Origin of the sequence: Prosthecobacter dejongeii, from assembly GCF_014203045.1 — a bacterium.
Taxonomy (GTDB): Bacteria; Verrucomicrobiota; Verrucomicrobiia; order Verrucomicrobiales; family Verrucomicrobiaceae; genus Prosthecobacter; species Prosthecobacter dejongeii.
Genome location: NZ_JACHIF010000004.1, coordinates 309,531 through 332,425 on the forward strand (window position 1 = coordinate 309,531; position 22,895 = coordinate 332,425).

Annotated in this window: 17 protein-coding genes and 1 pseudogene; 11 read left to right on the forward strand and 7 right to left on the reverse strand. The window is 58.0% G+C overall.

Annotated elements, in window-relative coordinates; translation table 11 throughout:
* The first annotated feature begins 35 nt into the window (after window positions 1–35).
* Window positions 36–1,007, forward strand: a complete 972-nt coding sequence (locus HNQ64_RS11820) for an SDR family NAD(P)-dependent oxidoreductase (RefSeq protein WP_184208757.1) — start codon at window positions 36–38, stop codon at window positions 1,005–1,007.
* Between the two features lie 13 nt (window positions 1,008–1,020).
* On the opposite strand, the gene HNQ64_RS11825 is transcribed toward HNQ64_RS11820, so the two are convergent.
* Both HNQ64_RS11825 and HNQ64_RS11830 read right to left on the reverse strand, forming a co-directional pair.
* Window positions 1,021–2,328: an ABC transporter permease gene (locus tag HNQ64_RS11825; protein WP_184208759.1), complete on the reverse strand. Its 1,308-nt coding sequence runs from the start codon at window positions 2,326–2,328 to the stop codon at window positions 1,021–1,023.
* Window positions 2,329–2,351: 23 nt separating this feature from the next.
* Window positions 2,352–3,305, reverse strand: a complete 954-nt coding sequence (locus tag HNQ64_RS11830) for a substrate-binding domain-containing protein (RefSeq protein WP_184208761.1) — start codon at window positions 3,303–3,305, stop codon at window positions 2,352–2,354.
* A gap of 33 nt (window positions 3,306–3,338) precedes the next feature.
* On the opposite strand from HNQ64_RS11830, the gene HNQ64_RS11835 reads away from it, so the two are divergent.
* From HNQ64_RS11835 to HNQ64_RS11845, 3 genes are all read left to right on the forward strand, one after another.
* The gene (locus HNQ64_RS11835) at window positions 3,339–5,333 is read left to right on the forward strand and encodes an SMP-30/gluconolactonase/LRE family protein (protein WP_184208763.1); all 1,995 of its coding nucleotides are present in this window, start codon (window positions 3,339–3,341) and stop codon (window positions 5,331–5,333) included.
* A gap of 323 nt (window positions 5,334–5,656) precedes the next feature.
* A complete protein-coding gene (locus HNQ64_RS11840) occupies window positions 5,657–7,435 on the forward strand; it encodes a GMC family oxidoreductase (protein ID WP_184208765.1) in 1,779 nt (592 codons plus the stop codon).
* Between the two features lie 19 nt (window positions 7,436–7,454).
* A complete protein-coding gene (locus tag HNQ64_RS11845) occupies window positions 7,455–8,099 on the forward strand; it encodes a gluconate 2-dehydrogenase subunit 3 family protein (protein ID WP_184208767.1) in 645 nt (214 codons plus the stop codon).
* Window positions 8,100–8,812: 713 nt separating this feature from the next.
* Here HNQ64_RS11845 and HNQ64_RS11850 read toward each other — a convergent pair.
* The 3 genes from HNQ64_RS11850 to HNQ64_RS11860 form a co-directional block, all read right to left on the reverse strand.
* Entirely contained in the window at window positions 8,813–10,402 is a 1,590-nt protein-coding gene (locus tag HNQ64_RS11850) for an aldehyde dehydrogenase (NADP(+)) (RefSeq protein WP_184208769.1), read from the reverse strand.
* Between the two features lie 173 nt (window positions 10,403–10,575).
* Entirely contained in the window at window positions 10,576–11,403 is an 828-nt protein-coding gene (locus HNQ64_RS11855; RefSeq protein ID WP_184208771.1) for a fumarylacetoacetate hydrolase family protein, read from the reverse strand.
* A gap of 46 nt (window positions 11,404–11,449) precedes the next feature.
* Window positions 11,450–12,391: a MerR family transcriptional regulator gene (locus HNQ64_RS11860; RefSeq protein WP_184208773.1), complete on the reverse strand. Its 942-nt coding sequence runs from the start codon at window positions 12,389–12,391 to the stop codon at window positions 11,450–11,452.
* A gap of 110 nt (window positions 12,392–12,501) precedes the next feature.
* Between HNQ64_RS11860 and HNQ64_RS23805 the strand changes: the two genes are divergently transcribed.
* Window positions 12,502–14,022, forward strand: coding sequence for a nucleoside recognition domain-containing protein (locus HNQ64_RS23805; RefSeq protein ID WP_221305430.1), 1,521 nt, complete (start codon window positions 12,502–12,504; stop codon window positions 14,020–14,022).
* Between the two features lie 543 nt (window positions 14,023–14,565).
* On the opposite strand, the gene HNQ64_RS11875 is transcribed toward HNQ64_RS23805, so the two are convergent.
* Together HNQ64_RS11875 and HNQ64_RS11880 are read right to left on the reverse strand one after the other, a co-directional pair.
* Window positions 14,566–16,764 carry a TonB-dependent receptor gene (locus HNQ64_RS11875; protein ID WP_184208775.1) on the reverse strand — a complete coding sequence of 733 codons (2,199 nt, stop codon included), beginning with the start codon at window positions 16,762–16,764 and terminating at the stop codon, window positions 14,566–14,568.
* Between the two features lie 154 nt (window positions 16,765–16,918).
* The gene (locus HNQ64_RS11880) at window positions 16,919–18,202 is read right to left on the reverse strand and encodes a Gfo/Idh/MocA family protein (protein ID WP_184208777.1); all 1,284 of its coding nucleotides are present in this window, start codon (window positions 18,200–18,202) and stop codon (window positions 16,919–16,921) included.
* Window positions 18,203–18,624: 422 nt separating this feature from the next.
* On the opposite strand from HNQ64_RS11880, the gene HNQ64_RS11885 reads away from it, so the two are divergent.
* The 6 genes and pseudogenes from HNQ64_RS11885 to HNQ64_RS11905 all read left to right on the forward strand — a co-directional run bounded on the left by HNQ64_RS11885 (window position 18,625) and on the right by HNQ64_RS11905 (window position 22,867).
* Entirely contained in the window at window positions 18,625–19,026 is a 402-nt protein-coding gene (locus tag HNQ64_RS11885; protein WP_184208779.1) for a type II secretion system protein, read from the forward strand.
* A gap of 154 nt (window positions 19,027–19,180) precedes the next feature.
* Window positions 19,181–19,264: pseudogene (locus HNQ64_RS24475) on the forward strand (pilus assembly FimT family protein); the annotation flags it as partial.
* Window positions 19,265–19,312: 48 nt separating this feature from the next.
* Window positions 19,313–19,681 (forward strand): hypothetical protein, encoded by a 369-nt coding sequence (locus HNQ64_RS11890; protein WP_246431028.1) that lies wholly within the window; start codon window positions 19,313–19,315, stop codon window positions 19,679–19,681.
* Window positions 19,682–19,716: 35 nt separating this feature from the next.
* Window positions 19,717–20,130, forward strand: coding sequence for a type II secretion system protein (locus HNQ64_RS11895; protein ID WP_184208783.1), 414 nt, complete (start codon window positions 19,717–19,719; stop codon window positions 20,128–20,130).
* Window positions 20,131–20,143: 13 nt separating this feature from the next.
* The gene (locus HNQ64_RS11900; protein ID WP_184208785.1) at window positions 20,144–20,674 is read left to right on the forward strand and encodes a type II secretion system protein; all 531 of its coding nucleotides are present in this window, start codon (window positions 20,144–20,146) and stop codon (window positions 20,672–20,674) included.
* 24 nt (window positions 20,675–20,698) lie between these two features.
* Window positions 20,699–22,867: a GspE/PulE family protein gene (locus HNQ64_RS11905; RefSeq protein ID WP_184208787.1), complete on the forward strand. Its 2,169-nt coding sequence runs from the start codon at window positions 20,699–20,701 to the stop codon at window positions 22,865–22,867.
* The last annotated feature ends 28 nt before the right edge of the window (window positions 22,868–22,895 follow it).

The window sequence follows — 22,895 nt, forward strand, 5'->3', positions numbered from 1 at the left end:
GTCTATGTCTGACGGTATGGCTATTCTAATCATCCATGAAGATTCTTGTCACCGGCGGCGCCGGATTCATCGGCTCACACACTGTTGAACGTCTGCTCAAAAGCGGAGGTCATGAGGTGACGATTTTCGACAGCTTCAATGACTATTACAATCCGGCCATCAAACGTTCAAACGTGCGCCATTTTGGCGGGCAAGTGACGGTGCAGGAAGGTGAGCTAACGGACGCTGCATTCGTCCGACGTGTGTTTGAGCAAGGCCAGTTTGAGGCCGTGATTCACCTCGCCGCACGCGCAGGGGTGCGTCCTTCCATTGAACAACCTGAGCTGTACATTGATACCAATATCAAAGGTACGTTTAATCTGCTGGAAGCGGCGCGGAAGATCGGCTGCAAGCATTTCGTTTTTGCCAGCAGTTCCTCGGTATATGGGGTAAACAAAAAAGTGCCGTTTAGTGAAGAGGACCCCATATTGCAAACCATCAGTCCCTACGCGATGACCAAGATGGCAGGAGAGCAGATGTGCTCGAATTACAGTCACCTTTACGGCATTAAAACGGTGTGCCTACGCTTTTTTACAGTGTATGGTCCACGGCAGCGCCCCGACTTGGCCATTTCTAAATTCACTCGTTTGATCGATGAGGGGAAGCCAATTGATAAGTTTGGAGAAGGGCACACAGCGAGGGACTACACCTTTATCCATGACATTGTGGATGGCATCATTGGAGCGCTTCATTATCGCTCCGGACCTATTTGCGATATCTTCAATTTGGGCGGTTCACAGACGGTGACACTCAATGATCTCATCTCCACCATCGAAAATGGAGTGGGCAAAAAGGCGGTGATCCATCAGTTGCCTGAGCAGCCTGGAGATGTGCCGCTGACTTCGGCCGACGTGAGCAAAGCGAGGCAGTTGCTGAATTTTAAACCCACCACAACGATAACGGAAGGGGTGCCTGCATACGTGGAGTGGTATCGTCAGATGCGTGCGGAAGGTGTGGCTATTTGTTAGCGGCGGCGGCTACCTATTTTCTCCGCAGTTTATCCACCAGCACGGCCCCCAGGATCACGGCCCCGAGAACGACCTTCTGCGTGTAGCTTTCCACGTTGGTCAGGTTCATGCCGTTTTGGATCACGGCAATGATGAAAGCACCCGTGAGTGTGCCGACCATGCTGCCTTTGCCACCGCTGAGGCTGGTGCCACCCACCACCACAGAGGCGATGACGTACAGCTCATACATACCTCCGTAGGTGGGGGATCCGCTTTTGAGTTGCGACGCCATCACCACGCCGCCCAGGCCCGCCAGCAGGCCGCTGGCCACATAGGCAAACATCAGCACTCGGTCCACCGGCACGCCGGAGATGTGCGCGGCCTCGCGGTTGCCGCCCACGGCATACAGGTAACGGCCCATGCGCATCTGCGTCATCACCAGATGCGCGGCGACGTAGAGCAGCAGCATCAGCAGCACCGCATTCGGGATGCCCAGTACATCGGCCCCACGGCCTAACCAGACAAACGTGTCCGGGATCTGATAGATGGACTGCCCCTCCGCTAGCGTGTAGGCAAAGCCGCTAGTCACCAGCATCATGGCCAGGGTGACGATGAACGGCGGGATGCTAAAACGTGTGATCATCAGCCCGGAGAAGCCGCCCGCCAGACCGCAGGCCAGGATGGCCACGGCACTGGCCAGCACCATGCCGCCCGTGCCCGCCTCCAGTGCGCCCGCTTTTTCTCGGATGGACCAGGAGACCAGCACAGCAGCGAGTGCCAGCAGGCTGCCCACGGAGAGATCAATGCCAGCCGTGATGATGACCATCGTCATGCCGATGGCGATGATGGCGATCACAGCGATCTGGTTGGCGATGTTCAGGAGGTTGTCGCCTTTGAGAAAATTGGGCCAGCGATAGCTGTCGGGTTTCACTACGCGTGGGGACCCCAGCGGGGCGAAGTCCTTGGCCAGTTCCTCCAGCACCAGCCAGCGCACGGTTTCCTCCGTGCCGATGATGGCATTCACCTTCGCTCCGGTGGCGGCCTGCTTTTCCAGTGCGGCCCGCACATCGGCTGGCGCACCCTTCACCACGGCCGCCACCGTCGCACCCGCCGACGTCACTTGCGTGGCCACCGCATCCGCATAGGCGGAGTCGTCGGCAGATGGCCTAACCACAACCATGACCGTTTGCCCGGCCTTCACTTCCTCCACCACTTGTGCCACTGCTGCCTCGCCCGTCACGGACTGGTCCGTCAGCGTGACTAGGCTGAAGAAGGCGCACAGCGCGGCCAGCACGAGGATCATGCCGTGGTCGGACAGCAGGAGGAGCAGGGGACGTTTCATAGCTGGGAAAAAAGGAAAGGGGGTTACTTCAGTTCAGGGTCCTGCTGCGCGTCTGCCTGGCGGTAGAGCTGCGTGGGGATGAGGATCTGCGGCGACTGTGGCAGCCCGCGTGACCACGTCATGATGGACTGCACCAACTGCACGCCCATTTTGTCAGGGAATTGGATGGGGTCCGCGTAGATCTTGCCGTCCTTGATGGCTTGCTTGCCCTCCGGCTGCCCGTCGAATCCGATGATGACCACCTGCTTTTCCTTGCCCGCCTTTTCCAGTGCGGCGCGTGCGCCCAGGGCAGCGGGATCATTGATGGCAAAGATGCCGCGCAGGTCCGCATGGGCCTGCAGAGTGTCCTCTGCCGCCTTGTAGCCCAGGTCCTTGGCACCGCCGCTTTCCAGCTCCGCCACGATGTCAATCTTCGGTTTGCCGCTGGCATTGTGCGCGTCAATGACTTCGCGGAATCCCTTCACACGTAGCTGGCAGGACTCCACCTGCTTCAGGTGCAGCACGGCCACCTTGCCGCCCTGGCCGCCCAGGGCCTCGATCATCGCCGCGCCCGCCTCTTTCCCACCGCCATAGTTGTCCGTGGCGATCTGCGTCACCAGTTTCACGCCCGGTTCATTGCAGGGCACATCCACGGTGAAGACGGGGATGCCCGCCGCATTCGCCTCCTGAATCACCGGCACGATGGACTTGGAATCACAGGGGCTCAGCACGATGGCGCTCACCTTTTTCACGATGAAATCCTTCACCTGGTTGCTCTGCTTGGCCACGTCCTTATCACCGCTCACCACGATGACCTCGTAGCCCTGCTTGCGCCCTTCGGCGGCCAGATTATCGCCGATGACTTTGAAGAAAGGATTGTCCAGAGTCAGCAAGGATGCACCGATGGTGCCGCGTGTGGGTGCCGGGGCCTCCGGCTGGCCGCAGCCTGCCAGCGCGATGAGGAGGCCGAGGCCGAGATAACGGGAAAGAAGTCTCATGCGTGGGGTCGGTGGGGTACAGGGTTATTGCCGATGCTGAAGGGTCCCTTTGAAAATGACAATCATGGAGTGAGAGAAACCCTCATCTTTGCGGCGTTGGTTTATCCCGTCATGCTCCGCCCATTCCTCACCGTGCTCGTCCTCCTGTCCGGCCCCACCTTCGCTGCGGAGGAGGCCCTGTTTCAAGCCAGCCCGCTGACGGAAAAGGGCCTGTTCACCGATGGCATCGAAGGCCCCGCCTGCGATGAAGCGGGCAACATCTACTGCGTGAAATTCGGTGGCGAGCACACCCTGGGCAAAACCAGCCCGCAGGGGAAGGCGGCCCTGTTTGTGAACCTGCCCACTGGCAGCACCGCCAATGGCATCCGCCTCGGGCCCGACGGCTTTCTCTACGTGGCCGACTACACCGGCCACAACATTTTAAAGGTGAACCGCCAGACCGGCGAGACCATCGTCTGGGCCCATGAGCCGACGCTGAACCAGCCCAATGACCTCGCCATTTTGGATGACGGCAGCTTCTACGCCAGCGACCCGAACTGGAAGGCCGGCACCGGGCAGATCTGGCGCATCAGCCGCGAGGGCAAGTTCACCAAAGTCGCCCCGGACATGGGCACCACGAATGGCATTGACGTCAGCCCAGATGGCAAGACGCTGTATGTGAATGAGAGCGTGCAGCGGAAGGTCTGGGCCTTCAGCATTGAGTCAGATGGATCGCTGAATAACAAACGATTGCTCAGGGAGTTTCCCGACTTTGGCTTTGATGGCATGCGTCTGGATGTGAAGGGGAATCTCTACATCACCCGCCATGGCAAAGGCACCGTGGTGAAGCTTTCGCCCAAGGGCGACATCCTGCGGGAGATCACCCTGCCGGGCAGCAATCCATCAAACATCTGCTTCGGCGGTCCCGATGGCCGCACCGCCTACGTCACCGAGATGCAGAACGGCCAGCTCGTGCAGTTCCGCGTGGACCAGCCCGGCCTGGAGTGGCAGCGCCTGCAGGACTGGCGTGCGGCGGATCAGGAAAAGAAACCCGCCCAGGTGAAAACAGCCGCCGCCATCCGCGATGTCTGCGCCTGGCCCAATCTCACCACTCTGCGCGATGGCACCGTCATCGCCGTGGTGCATAACCAGCCTGGGCACGGCACGATGGAGGGCGACATTGACTGCTGGGCCAGCAAAGACGGCCTGGCGTGGGAAAAGCGCAGCACCATCACCCGCCACGTGCCCCACACCATCCGCATGAATCACGCCGTCGGTCTCGCCGCCAATGGCGACCTCATCGTCCTCTGCTCCGGCTGGACGGATGTGAAGCAGCCGCAGCGGCCCAAGCAGGCCCCCTTTCGCGATGACATCCTTTCCAACTGGGTGCTGCGTTCCACCGATGGTGGCCGCACCTGGACCCAGCATGAAAACTTCCCCGCACCTGAAGATGGCTGGACGCACTACATCCCTTTTGGCGATATCTGGGCACGCGACGGCGCTCTCTACACTTCTTGTTATCACGGCCAGTTCACCGATGCCACGAAGAGCACGAAGACCAAGGGTTACCGCTCCTGGCTCTTCCGCAGCGATGATGACGGTGCCTCGTGGAAGGCTGTGTCCGTCATCGGCGCACGTCACAATGAGACCGATCTTTTTCCCCTCGGTGGTAAAAGCTGGCTGGCCGCTGCCCGTGTGGAGGCCATGGATCTCTACCGCAGTGATGACGATGGCGCCACTTGGCAGGCTCCCCTGCGTGTCACGGGTCGCAACGAGATCAATGGCCACCTCACCCGTCTGAAGGATGGCCGCCTCCTCCTGACCTACGGCGTCCGTGTTGCCCGCCAGTATGGCGTCCGCGCCAAGTTCAGCAGCGACGATGGCACCACCTGGAGCGACCCCATCCGTGTGGCCCACAGCCATAGCTGGGACTGCGGCTACCCCAGCAGCGTCCAGCTTGCCAATGGCGACATCGTCACCGCCTACTACTCCAAAGACTCCCCCCTCTATTCCGGCTATCACATGGGCGTGGCCGTGTGGAAGCTATGAGGAGGTGATTTCGCCACCTGTATACCGAGCTTCCTCAAGGCCCAAGGAGCGGGACTTGCCAAGTCCCGCAGCGGAGACACACCGCAGCCGCGAAGCGTCCTGGACTGCGCCAGTCCTCTGGCGATTTCGAAAGCTCATAAGCCTCCGTTACCACTCTTGCCACACTTCCTGTTAATCCTGCCAATTCTGGAATCCTGTTTAAAAAAGCCCGCAGCCCTTCCGCCCCTGTCTAAAGGCCCACCTGGAATTCCATCCCCTCACGTCGGTCTTCTTGAGATCATTTTCCACAAGACTTTGCCTCGGGGACTTGCTAGGAAAGGGCCATGCCCTTGCTCACTGATCGCAAAACCCAATCGCAATATGATGTCATCGTCGTCGGCTCCGGCGCGGGCGGGGGCATGGCGGCGATGATCCTGGCCCTTAGTGGCGTGAAGGTCCTCATGGTGGAGGCCGGGCGGAACTACGAGCCCGCCACCGAGACTCCCATGTTTAACACGCCCGAGATGGCCCCGCTGCGTGGCGACCGCACCCCCGTGCGCCCCTTTGGCCACTACGATGCCACCATCGATGGCGGCTGGCAGGTGCCCGGCGAGCCCTACACTAACAAGGCTGGTACCGAGGGGGCCTTCTGGTGGTGGCGCGCTCGCATGCTGGGTGGCCGCACCAATCACTGGGGCCGCATCTCCCTGCGCTTTGGCGAGTTCGACTTCATCCCGAAATCCCGCGACGGCCTCGGCGTGGACTGGCCCATCAGCTACGGCGACATCGCCCCCTGGTATGATCGCGTGGAGCAGCTCATCGGCGTCTACGGCGAAAACGACGGCATCGCCAATGCGCCGAATTCATCCCCCGGCGTCCTCTTGCCACCGCCGAAGCCACGCCTCGGCGAGCTCATGGCCAAGAAGTCCTGCAAACAAAGCGGCGTCCCCATCGTCGCCGCCCACCGTGCCGTGCTCAGCCAGCCGCTCGATTGGAAAAACCTCCCCGCCCAGCTCTTCCCCGGCAACGCCAAGGCCCAGGAGATCATCGGCAAGGACATGATGCTGCGCGCCCCTTGCTTCTGGGCAACCGACTGCATCCGCGGCTGCAGCATCCGCGCGAATTTCCAAAGCACCACCGTCCTCCTCCCGCCCGCCCTCGCCACGGGGAATCTGGACATCATCACCGATGCCATGGTGCGCGAAGTCATCATGGAAAATGGCAAAGCCGCCGGGGTCCATTACATTGACAAAAAGACCCGCCGCGATGCCGTGGTGAAGGCCCGCATCGTCATTCTCGCCGCCAGTTCCTGCGAAACCTCACGCATCCTGCTGAACTCCAAATCGCAGGACAAGGCTGGCCTCGCCAACTCCAGCGGCCAGGTGGGCAAAAACCTCATGGACAGCGTGGGCACCACGCTCGGTGCTCACATTCCTGCGCTGGAAAATGCGCCTATACTCAATGAAGACGGGGCAGGGGGGCTGCACGTGTACTCCCCGTGGTGGCTCGTCAATGAGCACTCCAAGCTCGGCTTCGCCCGCGGTTACCACATCGAGATGGGCGGTGGCCGCCGGATGCCGCAGATGAGCAGCTTTAGCCGTCTGGATCAGACCAGCCCCGGCATCTATGGCAGTAAGTTGAAGGAGGAGGCCAAACGCTACTACGGGGCCAGCTTCAGCTTCAGTGGCCGGGGTGAAATGGTGCCTAACAAGGATTGCTACACCGAGCTGGATCCCCAGGTGGTGGATCAGTGGGGCATCCCCGTCCTGCGTTTCCACTGGAAGTGGAGTGACCATGAAATCAAACAGGCCGAGCACATGCAGCAGACCTTTGCCGAACTCATCGAAGGCATGGGCGGCAAGGCCAGCCCCAAGAGTGGTCGCGACGCCATCCAGCGCCCCGGCGAAATCATCCACGAGGTGGGCACCGCCCGCATGGGAGCCAATGCCGGCGACTCCGTGACCAACCAATACTGCCAGACCTGGGACGTGAAAAACCTCTTCCTCATGGATGGGTCCGTCCTCCCCAGCAACCCCGACAAAAACCCCACCCTCACCATCATGGCCCTCGCCTGGCGCTCCTGCGAATGGCTCATGGGCGAGATGAAGGCCGGTAATGTTTAATCCAAACACACTTTCTGTTATGTCTGAAAACCTTTCTCGTCGCCACGCCCTGAAATGGCTCGCTGGCACCGTCGCCGCCCCGGTCGCGCTGAAGGCTGCCCCTGGCGAAACCGAACCCGCGCCCCCGGCCTACCCGCAGCGTTACACCCTGCACGATCCCGACTTCTCCAAGGCCCTGCCCGGTCCCTGGGACAAGCTGATGACCGAGGCCGAGCTGAAGACCACCACCGCGCTGGCCGATCTCATCCTGCCCAAGGACGAACACGGCCCCGCCGCCAGCGAAGTGGGCGTGCCCGCGTTTCTCAATGAATGGATCAGCGCCCCGTATGAAAAGCAGCGCGAGGACGGCGAAGTCATCCGCGGAGGCCTCGCCTGGCTGAATACTGAGTGCTTCAAACGCCACGCCAAACCCTTCGAGGAACTCACCACCGAACAGCAGTCCGCCATCGTCGATGACATCTGCGGCCTGGAAAAACCCAAGCCCGAACACCGCATCGGCGCTGCCTTCTTCAAGACCTTCCGCCAGCTCTGCCTCGGTGGCTACTACACCCACAGCGCCACCTGGAAAGGCCTCGGCTACATCGGCAACATCAGCCTCGGCGGCCCGTACCCCGGCGTCCCCCAAGACATCATCGAGAAATACGGCCTGCAAGACGTGGCGTGAGGAGGTGGAGGGGAGGAAAGTGCTAAGTTCGGAGGTCAAGGGGTCAAGAGGTCAAGAGGTTAAGAGGTCAAGAGGTCAAGAGGTCAAGAGGTCAAGGTGGGGCAAGGTGGGGCAAGAAGTCGCAAAGCGTCCTGGACTGCGCCAGTCCTCTGGCGCTTTGAAGGCTCTCCCACCTGCAACGACCACCGACCTCGAGAGGAGCGCGGACACTCCTGTCCGCATCCTAAAACACCGGATGCGAAGCATCCCACTCCCACCGTCCGCCCTGTATCCTCCGAGCTTCCCCAGCGCCCCCAAGGAGCGGGACTTGCCAAGTCCCGGCCCCTGAATCCGCACCCACCCCTCCGCTCTCGCCAGCTCTGCGGGTGTCTAGTTTTGGGGCGATCTGGAGAAGGTCCGGCAGGTCATGGAGTCGCCTAAAGGCTAAACACCAACAGACCGAACAAATCTGCCCCCTTTTACACACTTCCTGTTAATCCTGCCATCTTGTTAATCCTGTAAAAACAGCCCCCATTCCACGACCGATCGCCGTCCGCCCCCAAGACCCCCAAAACCACGGGACTTGGCAAGTCCCGCTCCTTGGGGACTTCCCCGTCATCCTCACCTTCTGTGTTTCCCGTCCTTTCCGTGGTTGAAAATTTCCCACAAAAAAACGCAGGCCAGTGCGCGCTTTCACGCTCCCAGCCTGCGTCTCACAGTCACGCTTTATCGCCTTACACCGCCTCGCGCGAGTAGCCACCATCCAGCAGGCGCAGGGCCTTGGTGGGGTTCGCGTTTTGCAACGCCTCCGGCAGGCAGTCATCGGGGAAGCCCTGGTAGCACACGGGCCGCACAAAGCGGTAGATGCTACCGGTGCCGATGCTGGTGTAGAAGCTGTGGCTGGCTGCCGGGTAGGGGCCGCCGTGGTGCATGGAAGGGCAGGGCTCGATGCCAGTGCCGAAGCCGTTGAAGATGATTCGGCCCACCTTGCGCTCCAGCACGCGGATCAGCGGAGCGTACTCGCGCAAGTCCTCCTCCGTGCCGTGGATGGCCGCCGTGAGCTGGCCTTCCAGATTGCGTGCAAAGGCCAGCAGATCTTCCAGCGTGGGGCACTGGGTGATGATGGAGCATGGGCCGAAGACCTCCCGGCGTAGTTCCTCATGCGACTCCAGCACCTGTAGCGTCGTCGTGTAGATGCGGCACGCGGCCTGGGTGGCGTCAAGGTCTGCCGGTGTGGCCGATTCACCGGCCAGTTGCAGGCCGTTGATGGTGGACCACACCGCCGTGCCTGCCTCATAACTTTCGCAGATGCCGCGATGCAGCATGGACTGGGGCGGCACCTTGGCGGCGAACTCGCCCGCGTTTTCCACAAAGTTGGTTAGCTCCCCGCCCTGCAGGCCCAGCACGATGGCCGGATTGGTGCAGAACTGGCCCACGCCCATCGTCACTGAGCCCACATACGCCTCGGCGATTTTCTCCCCGCGCTCCTTCAGCGCCCCTGGCAGCAGGAAGACCGGATTGATGGAGCCCATTTCGCCATAAAAAGGGATCGGGTGCGGGCGCGCCGCTGCCACATCCATCAGTGTCCGGCCACCGCGCAGTGAGCCTGTGAAGGCCACAGCCTGCGTTAGCGGATGCTTCACCAGCTCGGTACCGATGTCTGTCCCGCGCCCGTGCAGCAGGGAGAATGCGGCATCGGGCAGCCCCGTCTTGCGCAGGGCCTTCACCACCGCGCGGCCCAGGAGCTCGCAGGTGCCAGGGTGCGCCGGATGCGCCTTCACCACCACCGGGCAGCCGGCAGCCAAAGCGGAAATTGTGTCCGTGCCCACTACACCGATGGCAAAGGGGAAATTGCTCGCGCCAAAGACCACGATGGGCCCCACCGGCAGCAGCACACGCCGCACGTCCGGCTTAGCCAAAGGTTGGCGGTCGGGCTGCGCGCGGTCAATGCTGGCCTCCGCCCAGGATCCCTCGCGGATCAGCGCGGCGAACATCTTGCACTGGTTCACCGCACGGCCACGTTCACCCGTCAGGCGTGCCATCGGCAGGCCCGTCTCGGCATGGGCACGCTCCAGAAGGGGCTCGCTCAGTGCCAGGATTTCATCTGCGATGGCCTCCAGCAGAAGAGCCCGTGTCTCCGGCGTGGCCGCCCTCAGTGCATCAAAGGCCCCATCCGCAGCGCGCAGCGCCTCATCCGCGTGGGCCGCTGTAGCTTCGCAAAAGGCAGGCTCCAGCTTCTCGCTCGTGCTGGGGTTGGTAGCGTGGAAAGGAGCGTGGTCGCAAGGAGCCTCGCGTCCGGCAATGAGTTGGTGGCCTGAGATCATGGTTGGAGAAAGAGTAAAAGAGTTTAGAAACGATTTTCAGTATTCAGACATCCGGCAGTGAAGCAAATGCCTTTGCACTTCCCGGAAGTCTCAACTTTAAGGCTGGGGCAGCGATTGTGCCTATCAAAGAAAGAAGGCGAGCCGTGACCTTTGGCATCTGAACTTATGGCCACTTACCCCATCGGATTCGCCAGCGTGCCGATGCCATCAATCGTGATGCTCACCACGTCCCCGCTTTTCAGGGTGAATTCATCGCCCGGCACTGTGCCTGTGCCGGTCATCAGCAGCGCCCCGGTGGGAAAGGTGTTATCGCGGTAAAGAAACTCCGCCAGCTCCTGCGGCGTGCGCTTCAGTTGATCTAGCGTCGTGTCGCCCTCAAAGGCCACTTCCTCACCGCGCGTGATCTTCACGCCGATCACCGTCTCCGGTGGCAGCAGGTCTGGCGTCACATAGATGCAGGGGCCTACGGCGGCGCAAAGCTTGAAGCATTTCGCCTGCGGCAAATACAGGGGGTTTTCACCCTCAATGTCCCGGCAAGAAAGGTCATTGCCCACGGTATAACCAATGATCTCACCACGGCTATTGATCGCCAGTGTCAGTTCAGGCTCAGGCACCATCCAGGTGGAGTCACTGCGCAGGTGCATCGCCTGCCCAGGGTGCGCCACACGTTGAGGGGTTGCTTTGAAAAAGATCTCTGGCCGCACGGCTGCATACACGCGATCATAGAAAGTGCCGCCGCCTGCGTCTTTGCTCTCCTCCATCCGTGCGGTGCGGCTGCGGTAATATGTTACCCCGGCAGCCCATACTTCCTGGGTGCCGATGGGGGCCAGCAGCGTGCTGGCTTCCGGTGCCGGGACCGCTGTATATGTCACCACAATTTCTGCGAGGTAAGCGTGCAGGTCCTCATGATTGAAGAGAGCATCCCACTCTAAATCCGCCAGGCGGTACCAGTGGTTCGCATGGTTCAGGTAGATGCCTTGGGTGGTGCGGTAAAGGTGCATAAGGAAGGGTGGCCGAGCCTAGCGGAAGCCTTTAGCATGTCAAACATCACGCACCTTGGCTGAGGGAAAGCTTTACCAGCAGTTGATCCAACTCTGTGAGATCCATGGCCCAATGGATGTTTAAATCCGTCAATTGTTCCGAATACCCCCTGGCTGCTCTGCCACCGATGATGAGAGCCATGGATTCAGGCAGCAGATTGCGGATCTTACGCAGCTTTTCTTGAATCACAGGGCACTGGTCCGGATACACCACACTGAGAGCTACCGCCCTGGCCTTTCGCGCCCGTGCGCAGGCCACGATTTCCTCCGTCGGGAGATTGGGGCCTAGATAGGTGACTCGCCACCCCAGATCCCGTGCTGAGGAGGCTACTAGCAAAGCACCTAATTCGTGCACCTCACCCACCGGGGTCGAGATGACCACCTCGGGCGCAGATGCAGCGACTTGACTCCCTGGGACAGGAGTCATCAATACCTCCCTCACCACCGAAGTACAGATGTGTTCATGGCTGGGACGAATATCCCCCGCTTGCCATGACTCACCGACTTTTTGAATCAATGGACAAATCACTCGATGCACGGTGCAGCGTTGGCCAAACAATATACGTGCTCGCTGTAGCAACCGTCGGAGCCTATCTGCGTCATAACCCTTAGCAGCCTCCAGGCAAAGTTTAACAAAATCCGCTTCCGTTTCTAGTGGGCTGGTTGCATCGACTGTAAAGCTGGCGGTGGCCGAGGTAGGGCGTTCGAGAGTTTGTTTGAGCAGGTTTTCCAACTCACTTTTTTCCAGTTTTGCGATGTTGCCGATGCGGTGACCATTTTCGGTCAATTCACGCAGGAGCGTGAGTCGTTCGATCTCATCAGGGCTATACATCCTTCTGTTTGTCCCTGTACGTGTGGGGGTGAGCGCCTCATAACGACGCTCCCAGATGCGGATCACATGGGGACTCAATCCGCTGCGGATGCTGGCGGCCTGGATGGTGGAAAGCATAAGTTGGGGAGCATTACGACATCTAAAGCCGCTTGGTAACAACTGTCTGTGTCTGTTATCCTCGAAAGTTCCTGGTTGAATCTTCGCCCACCAGCATTCCTATCCATCTCATGCTGAATTACATCTGGGCCTCCCTTATCCTCATCGGCCTTCTTGTCGCTGGGCTGCTAGGCCGCTTCACCGGGGATCAGGGCGTTATCACCGCAGCCCTGGAAATGTCTAAGACCGCGGTTATGGACATCGCCTTGCCCCTCGCTGGCATGATGATGTTTTGGCTTGGCCTCATGCGCCTGATGGAAAAAGCTGGCCTTCTTCACTTCGCCGCCCGCGCCCTCTCCCCGGTCATGCGCCGCCTCTTCCCCGATGTGCCTCGGGATCACCCCGCCATGAGCGCTATGATCATGAACCTGGCTGCCAATATGCTAGGCCTCGGGAACAATGCCACCCCGCTTGGCCTCAAGGCCATGACCCACCTCCAGGAACTGAATCCCCACAAGGACACCGCCAGCAATGCCATGGTCACCTTTTTGGCCATGAACACGGCTGCATTCACCCTCATCCCCATGACGGTGATCAACTATCTCAGTGCCGCCGGCGTCAAAGGGGCCTATCAGATCATCGTCCCCACCATCCTCGCCACCGCCTGCACTACCCTCACCGCCATCTTCGTTGCTAAGGCTCTGCAAAAGCTGCCCATGTTTCGCATCCGCCCCGGGGAAGGGGACAGCCCCCTTGCAAGTCGCATCCCGGGCACTGATCCCGCAGCCCCTGCCGCAGAGGAACCTCCAGCAGAAACCCCGCGCATCACTGCCCGGGGTCGTATTTTCTTGGCTGCCATCCTGATTCTCTTCACCGGCGGCGTGGTTCTAGAACTCGCTGCGCCAAGCCTTCGCCAGTCTGTGCTCGATGCTACCGGACTTACCCAAGTCATCCGCAGTGCCGAACAACGCGCTGCCAGTGCAAAGGCCGATGCCGCTGCCCGCGCCGCCGAAAAAATCAAAGCTGCTGAGGCTGCCAAAGCCACTGCTCCGGCCACAGGCCAAAACACCGCTCCTGCATCCGCCACTCCAGCCGAAGATCTCTCTACCTCAGGGCTCATCCGGCGCCTTATGGATGGGGCGTCCGGCGTCGCCATTCCCTTACTCGTCATCATCACCCTCGGCATCGCTCTCGCGCGACGGGTAAAAGTGTATGAAGAATTTGTCGAAGGTGCCAAGGAAGGTTTCGGAGTTGCCACCCGCATCATGCCCTTCCTTGTGGCTATGCTCGCAGCCCTTGCCATCTTCCGTAGCTCCGGCGCTCTCCTCTTGCTGGAGCACGTACTCACCCCCGTGCTCAACCGCGTTTCGTTTCCAGTCGAGCTGCTTCCCATGGCCCTCATGCGCCCTCTTAGCGGCAGTGGCTCCCTCGGCATCCTCAACGAGCTCCTCGCTCGCAACGACATCCTCGAATACCTCAAATACACTGCCGCCATCATGTTCGGCTCCACCGAGACCACCTTCTACGTGCTCGCCGTTTACTTTGGCTCCGTCAGCATTCGCAAAACTCGCCACGCTCTTGCCGCTGGCCTCACTGCTGACCTTGTAGGTCTCTCCATGTCCGTCGTCATTGGCCGTCTCATGTTTGCGTGAGTGGGAAGGGAAGGGGGGGAAGTGCTGAGGTTAAGAGTCAAGACGGTCAAGTAGTTCTCTGGCGCCGCCGCGCTTCCCAAATTGCCCTCGAGAAGAGCGCGGAGATTCGCTTCGCGGCTTCGCACTTCTCCACATCCGAAAATTATCGGATGCCCAGCGTCCCACTCCCTCCGTTCGCCCACGCCATCGCCGAGCTTCCCCAACGCCCCAAGGAGCGGGACCATGAGGCCAGCGTGTAAAGGGCGCGCGTCCATGATATCGCCGAGCTTCCCCAACGCCCCAAGGAGCGGGACTTGCCAAGTCCCGGCCCCTGAACCTGCGCACACTCTCGCGCCCACGCACGCCCCTGGCGCACAATTCCTCCACCCCCACATCCTCACGGCCTCGACCCCTCCCAAACCACGCGACTTGGCAAGTCCCGCTCCTTGGGGGCTTTACCCACTCCCCACAAAAAATCCCGTTGCCCAGGAGATCTCTCCCCCAGACAACGGGACTCTAAAAAAGACGATACCTTTTGTTAGGCGGGCACCACCACGAAGCTTCTTAGAACTTGATCGTCGCGCCGGCCACCAGGCCAAAGCCCGGCTCGTTGCTACCAGACCCCGTGTAACGGTACTCCTCATCCAGCAGGTTCTCCAGCGCCAGCGTCACCCCGATGTTCTCGGTGATCTGCCAGCCGCCGCGCACCGTCAGGATGTTGAAGCTTGGGTTGCCATCCGCTGGCATGCGCTGCGTGTCTCCCTTATCGCCCGCGTTCAGATTATCATACTGAGAGTGGGACAGACTCACGAACTCGCCCCAGAAGCGGCGGTCTGTGCTCTGCCAGCGCACCCCAGCGCGGCCCATCCACGGCACCACACGGCTGAGATAGTCTCGGCTCTGCGTCGGAGCGCTGGTGCGATATTGATCCGCCTCACCTTCTGTCCAGGTCAGATGTCCAAAGATCGACCAGTTGTCATCAAAGCGCACTTCACCAGCCAGTTCCACGCCTTGCATGTGCCCCTCACCCCCATTGGCTTTGGTGACGATGAAAGGATCGGCGCTCGTTCCCGCCCCTTGGCCTGTGGGACGGCGGACGATCATGTCATCAATGACCGTATAAAAGTAGCTCAGGCTACCGCTGAAGTGCTTGGTTTCCGCCTTGAGGCCGATCTCCATGTTGATGAATTTTTCCGGGTCCAGTCCTGGGGCCCCCACTTCGCGCTCACCGCTGCGGGCCGTATCCAAACGGGAAAGGTCAGACAAGTTTGGCGCACGAAAGCCTTGAGAAATTCCGCCAAAGACCTTGAAGCGATCCTGCGTGTCCAGATCCACCACGATGCGGCCACTGGCCGAAAAGTTCGTCCAGCTATCGCTGTAGGAGTCCACCGCCTGTGGAGTAGAAGGGTCCTGATAGCGGCCGATATCCGCACGGGCATACGTCTCACGTGCACCCAGGAAAAGATGCACGCGGGAGCCCAGGTCCACCTCATAGTTCAGGAAGGCACCCAGCAAGTCGTAGGTCGAGTCATCACCCACCGGCCCCTGCACACCCTGCGAGTGCAGCGTTCCGTTCAGGCGGTATCGCTGGCTGCCACTGCTCACCCAGTCACGGTAGTAGTCCACTCCGTAGATAAAGCGGCCGATGGAGGTATCGCTCTGCAATTGGAGATCCAGCCCCAGTGTGCGCAGCTCCACCTGTGTGTAGTCCACACGGTTGTCAGCTTGACGGCGAATCCGGTGCTCATACTCATCCGCACTTTGCAGGGAAACGGTCAGGCTCGCAGCATCAATGAATCCCGCCAAATTTTCTAACTTTTCACCACCGAGCCGCACGTATGAAAGCGTGCGCTCCTGGTCATACGCGCGCTTCACATCCGTGCCTACCGTCGTCCCGTGCCACGAGATACCCTCACGCGTTTGGTGCGTGCGCCAGGCATCATTTTGGCGCAGTTGCTGGTGCACGGCCGTCAGCGTCCAGTTCGCATCCAGCGCCACATCCAGACGCATGTCATAGGCCCACTCATCATAGTCCGTCTCCGGTTGGTCGCCGATGCCCGCCGCGTGCACATCACCAAAGGACTTCAGGCTCGCGCCCAGGTGTAGTCCCCAGCGCCCCCCTTCACCGAACTGGAACTCCTGGCGTCCTACATTGCTCTCCTCCGCTGTGGATCCGCGATACGCCGTCAGCCCGTGGAAAAAGTAGCCCGCCTGCTCATTGCGGAAGTCCGCCCCCTTCGTGAAAAGGTTTAATGTTCCGCCAATCGCATCGCTGCCATACAGTACCGAACCTTGGCCCGGCACCAGCTCGATGCGGTCAATGGCAAACGAATCAATCGTATTCCAATATTGGTTAGGACCATCGCGGAAAGTCGAGTTGTTAAAGCGGATGCCATCGATCAATGCCAAATTACGAAAGCCTGTAAAACCGCGAATGTAAGGGGAGCCCTGCGCATTCGCTGTCTTTTGCACCATCACGCCCGGAAGTTCTTTCAGCGCCTCTGGTAAGGAGCGGACCTGGCGTTCTTGGAGTTTTTCTGCGTTCAGTTGCCTTACCTGTGCCGGGGCTGCAATGGCAGCCTGCTCAGTACGAGTGGCTGTCACGACTACTTCCGGCAGGATGGGAGTTTCTTTTACTTCAGTCTCAGTCGCTGCCGGAGTCTCCGCAGTCGGGGGAACTTGTGTTTTTACGGCTTCAGCCGCGTGGGTCGGGGCTAGCCCCGCCAGTATGATGAGCGTCGTGATTAAAGTTGGTTTTAACATCGGGAGATTCCCAGAAATCCCATTGTCGTCACTTTGTCATTTTTTGTTGGTGTTGTGAGACGCGCAAATTGCCCGATGGATAAAAAATGGACTGCCATTTTTAATTTGGGGCATATTTAATGCCCCTTTTCCAGGCTCGGCAAATTCGCACCCATCACAGCGGACGATCATAAATCTTTTCAAACACGGCATCTGGGCCTTCTGCAATGCGGTTAGCATCCACAATCGTGATGCCATCAGGACCAAAGCGAGCTGTCACAGTGGCTCCTTTACCCTCATTCAAGTATTTGAAATTCAGGTCTCGCACTCGTGCGGCAGCATCTACGAGGGCACAGGTGATGCGTGCTTCCTCGGCAGTGGGATATAAATCCGCCACGGCATCCCGGCTTTCTTTAGCAAATTTGACCCGGCACACCGCCACAAGACCTACGGTCAGACTGTCCACGCCGTAGCCGATGTAGCCCTTCGTTCCATCTGGGCGTGCGACATCTCGTGTGAAATGGTTATTGCTTGTCCGCGAGCCACCGCCCTGGTTCCACCAGCGAAAACCGCGATACTGCTGGTCACTTTCCACCTTGCCATCTGCACCTACGATCTCGTGGCCCTGGTTCACAGGTCCTTCAAAGTCCGCCGGGGTCACCCAGTTGTTATGAAAGTTGATGCTCATGCCGTTTTCGAAGTCCACACGCACCTGCACCGCATCATAGGCATTGATACCATCGCGGATCAGTCGCTTCTTTTGCCCCACGGCTGTTAGGCTCACGGGCTTCGACTTGTAGTAGCTCCAGATGAGGTCCGTCCAATGAGGGCCGACATAACTAAAAGGATCGGAGGATTCCACCCACTTAAAAGTGCTAGTGCTCACTTCCAGAGGTTCTTCCAAATAAGCTGTGCCATACAGCGGTGCACCGATGCGGTTTTGAATGTCATCGCGGATGCGCAAATGATCCGGGTCGTAGCGCTTGTGCATGTCCACTGCGACAATGCAGTTCTTAGCCTTCGCCGCCTCAATGATCTCATCGGACTCACTTGTGCTGAGGCACATGGGCTTCTCTGTGAGCACATGGACACCTTTGGCCAAGGCTGCCAAAATGGGTTGGGTATGGAGATGATCCGGGGTGGCTACGGCCAATACATCCAGGTCAGGGAAATCCCGCAAAATTTCATCCCAGGGAGCATCACCAAAATAAACTTTGGGTTCATGCCCCGTCCATTCTTTGAAAGCAGCAGCAGACTTCAAGGCTGACTTTTCTGAGCGTGTAGCCACAGCCACCAGATCAAACTTCACGGGGGCGAGATCTCGCGCATGTTTGTCCAGTCCCACTCGGGCCAGTTGCCCCGCGATGCCAAAGCGCTGCAGGTCAGCATAAGCACGTAGGTGGACATCTCCGCCGAACATCCCGGCACCGACAAGAGCAATCTGAATGGTTGGTTGCATAGAAGAGCTTGAGTCAAGGCAGGCGAAAGCACTCCGCAAGGAAGGACGTCAATATCGAAGTGACCAACATCCGCGTTCCGATGACAGCTCTCGTAAAACACGCTCCACAGCCGACTCTGATGCATGATTGAAAGTCAATCATCGAAATGAAGGCTTCATTTACGCCCTCTTCTCCTAAGTCATCGGCCGTGCTGATTCGTCATTTAAGGCAGCCTTTGATTCACTGGCTTCGCTCTGGGGAGACACAGGTTTGAGAGGGATCCTACCTGTGGTTGTCAGGAATTTGTGAAAAATATGAAAATTAAGTTTGCATGAATTTAACGAATAAGTTATAAATACCATATTCCGAGCAAGAAGCCCTTCACGAGTTTCGGGTTCGGAAGACAACGAAATCCAACAGCCCAAACTGAAAAACAACGACTATGAAAAAAGTTAATCTCAATGCCTCCCTTAAGGCTGGTTTCTCCCTTGTGGAAATGCTGGTCGTGATCGCCATCATCGGCATCATCGCTGCGATCGCGATCCCAAACATTGGTAACATCAATGACAGCGCCAAGCAGGCTACCGCTCAGCGCAACGCCCAGTCCGTCGCTTCTGTGATGAACGCCGCTATCGCCGCTGGTTACGTTCCAGCTTGGGCTACTGAAGCCGAAGTTCTTGCCGCCGCTCAGGGTGTCACCGTCTTCCCAGCAACAGGCCCATTCAAAGACAAGGTCTTCACCGTCGGCAACATTGACGACGAAGAAGAAGCAGCTGTGCTGACCTATATGGACTGGGACAACGTCAACAAGCAGGTCAAATACATCGCTCGCGACGACGGTTAATTCCGACTCGCAGCTTCGCCCGGCTCCAGGCTTTGGACGCCATCTCTGATCCTCGGATCATGAGCTGACGAAACCGGGCACACCTTAGATCCGCCGGGGATTCGACTCCTCGGCGGATTTTAGTTTGATTAACCTCTTGATATTCCTAAGGAAAATGGTCGGTCAAAAACATCCAAGAAAAGGCTTCACGTTTGTGGAGGCTGTATTTACCATTGCTATTATTGGCATCATGGCATCCTTGGCTGTTAGCGCCATTTCCAATGGAGCTCGTGATGCCAATAGGATCATGGCACGCCAACAGCAGGCTGCCGTGCAGGAAGCTCTCAATGCCTGGGTCCTTTCTCAGGGTAGAGTTCCTCTCGAAGGCGGCAGCACAGATACGGCACAGGTGCAGTCCCTGGAAAATATCCGGACATTGTATAACAATCTGCCTAGCACCGTGGCGCGTTTTCAGAAACTGCGCCCGACCACAACAGGATCCGATCCATTGAAACAATTGGGGTTTCTGGATGCTACCACATTGGCTCATTTTGATGCTTATACCGTGGGGTCAGATCGCCTCAAAACCGCTGCTTTGGAAGGGGCACGCCAGTACTTGAGTTTGCCCGACTGGGCGCCGGGTGAAGAGCCCCAGGTTCTTCTTTTGGATGAGTAATGAGTTTGATCGTCTCACCCCGATTCTTTTTTCCTATGACTTACTTCCATCCCGTTAGGCTTTTGGTTAGCCGCGTTCGCCGAGGGTTCTCATTGGTCGAAATGATGGCCTGCGTTTCCATCATCGGCATCATCGCGTTCATGGCCATTCCGTCCATCACTCGCATGCGGGGAGAGAGTGAGCGTAACCTCGCTATCACACGTGCTGAAGCTTTAAATCTCGCTCAGGCCACTTTTATCCAAGTCAAAGGGCGGACCGAGGCGGCCTTGCTTTGGAACAACGCTACTTCAGACGAAAATAGATACAAACTTTTGAAGGAATACATGAGCTATCCAGAAGCATCTCTGAGTCTCTACATGCCTTCGGGTTACTCACTGAAATTCAGCAACAAGATCACCAACATGGAGAAAGCGGAGCTGAAGCTCGGCAATACGAAGGTTTTCTATTGAACTTTGTGTTCTCATGAATTCGTCCCAGAAAAACATCGCCTTCTACAAACCTGCCGCACAGCCCACGCGCTGCCGCGCAGGTTTCTCCATGTCGGAGATGATCGTGGTCATTGCGATCCTGGGTGTTCTGGCTGGTGTGGTGGTCATCATGCTCCAAGGGGCCTTCGGAGCTAGTCAAGAGGCCTTGGCGAAGGCCCGTGTTGAGATGTTGAATTCAGCTCTCCACACTTGGTCCACGGCCAATCGAGAAATCTATTTTCCTCCTAACGATGGTAGTGGAGAGGAAGAACTTTATATTTTACGCGAACTGCAGTTCCGTGATCCAAATCCGCTGAAGGCCAAGACGGGTTCCCCCTACGTTCCGCCCGAATACAATCCTGTTGCATCCTCAAACAAGACGGACTTCCGCATTCGCTGGAATGGCCGTCTCTATGAACTTCTCTTGCCTGATCAAGAAGGCTCAGGGCTGCTCATGGATTTTGCTGCGTCGGACTTTACGACGCCTCATCAATTTCCAGAGAACTACAAATCCGGCAGTTTTTAAAACTGTTTTCTCCGCTTCTCGCCCATGTCTGCGAATCTACTTCCATCGCCACCGCTTACTCCACAGTCCTTTGGAGAAGTGAGTAATCTACCTACCGCGACAATTGATGCAAAGGCTGCGGCAATTCTTTCGATCGAGGGTATGGCCCTCCAATACAATCTGCTTCCGGTCACACTCCTGCGGGAATCATGCTCGCCAGAGGCTGAGCGCATCGTCCGCAAGCTTGGACGTGTTCCTTATGTTGCGGATCCTTGGTTGCCTGTGACCATGGTAGGCCCGCTTTTGGTAATGGCCCATCACAACCCGCGGGCAGGGGATACCTGGGGGGTTCCTAGCTTTCTCACCATCCGCATTCTCATCAGTCCAGATCAGTATCAAAAAACCCGCAAGGATCTGGTACAACGGTTTGGTCAACTACCCATTGCCCAGCAGAATGCCTTAGAAAATGTGCAGCCGCCACGGTTCCCAGAACTGGGCCTGGAAGGTTCCTTTGAGTGGCTCATGGAGCATTATCCTTTTGAGCCTTCTGAAGTGACGAAAATGCGTGGCTTTTTTGAAAGCCAAAAAGAAAAGCATTCAGTCTTAGAGCCCACTCATTTTAATTCCGTGCAGCGGAATCTCGGACCCGCTCTCCAACATTTGGTTAGTGGTGGTCGGCATCTTTGCTTTGCTGCCAGCGAGGCCCAGCGCCAGACCTTTTTCCCTTTGCCTCTCTTAGAACGGCATACTGTCTATCCTCTCTACATCGGGAAGAACGCAGTGTTCTTACTCAGTGAAAACACGGATTGTTATTCTTTTGAGGATGAGTGGCTTTCCATGGGAAATCCAGCGGTCAAGATCATCCCTGTTTTGGCAGATCCTGCGGCCATCCGTGATGCCATCAATCGAGCTGGAGCCACCTTTGATCCCAGCGGCATCGCCCGCATGGATAAGTCCACTCTCACGGCCTCAGTGACGGGCAATGAGGGTGTTGTGGACATCATGGCTGAGGACATGGCGAGGATCAATCCTTCGAGCCCAAATCACACGGCAGAGGAGCTCGTTCAGTGGGCTCTTTTCACTGCCATTCGCTGCCGGGCATCAGACCTTCATTTGGAGAAGTTTTATAACCTCGCTCGTTTCCGTGCCCGCATGGATGGAAACATGAAAACCATCCTCACAGCGCCTGAATCTCAGCTCAATCGCTTCGTGGCCTTGCTAAAAAATTATGCAGGCATGAATCAAAACAGGCAGGAGTGCCAGGACGGCCGCTTCAGTCTCAGCATTGGTCGCCGCCGCTTGGATGTTCGTGTCGCGGCTGTCCCCACCCGACGTGAATTTCAGAAGGTCATCATGCGCTTTTTGGACAAGCAGGATGGTGTCAAACGGCTGTCGGATTTCAATCTCAGCCAGCGTCAAATTGATATTCTTACGCGTACGATGACGCGCGACCAAGGCCTGGTGCTTGTGACTGGCCCCACGGGTTCAGGGAAGACCACCACACTCTATGCTCTGCTCAACAGTGTGAATGATGATGGTGTGAATATTCAGACCATTGAAGACCCCATCGAATATGAGGTGGAGGGTATTAACCAAACCCAGACAAATCATACGGTGGGACTGGATTTTGCCAATGGACTGCGTTCACTTCTGCGTGCCGACCCTGACATCATTCTCATTGGGGAATCTCGAGATGCGGAGACGGCCAATGCGGCGGTGAATGCAGCTCTCACAGGCCATTTGGTTCTCACCACACTGCATGCCAATGACAGCCTACGTGCCGTCTCCCGTCTCATGAGCATGGGGGTGGAAAAATATCTTTTGGCCGATTCTCTGGCCCTTTCTCAGGCCCAGCGGCTGGTGCGTCGTCTCTGCACCTATTGCAAGCGTCCGATGCCCGTGCCGCAGGATGTTCAGGAACTCATGGCCAAGCAAGGTGTGATCACCCAGCCATTGACTCAACCCATCTACAGTCCCGTCGGTTGCCAGGAATGTCACGGTACTGGTTATTCAGGTCGTGTCGCTCTCATGGAACTGTGTGAGATCAGTTCTGAGCTGCGGGATCTGATTGAGGAAGCTGCGCCCATGTCTGCGCTCCGGGCCTGTGCTTTTAAGAACGGCTTTTTCTCACTTTACCAGGAAGGTCTCATGCAGGTCATCGCAGGTCATACCAGTCTGGATGAGATCAAATGCCTAGCTTACACCGCCGCTTGATTCGTTTCCTCCCTTTTTGTTAGCCGAT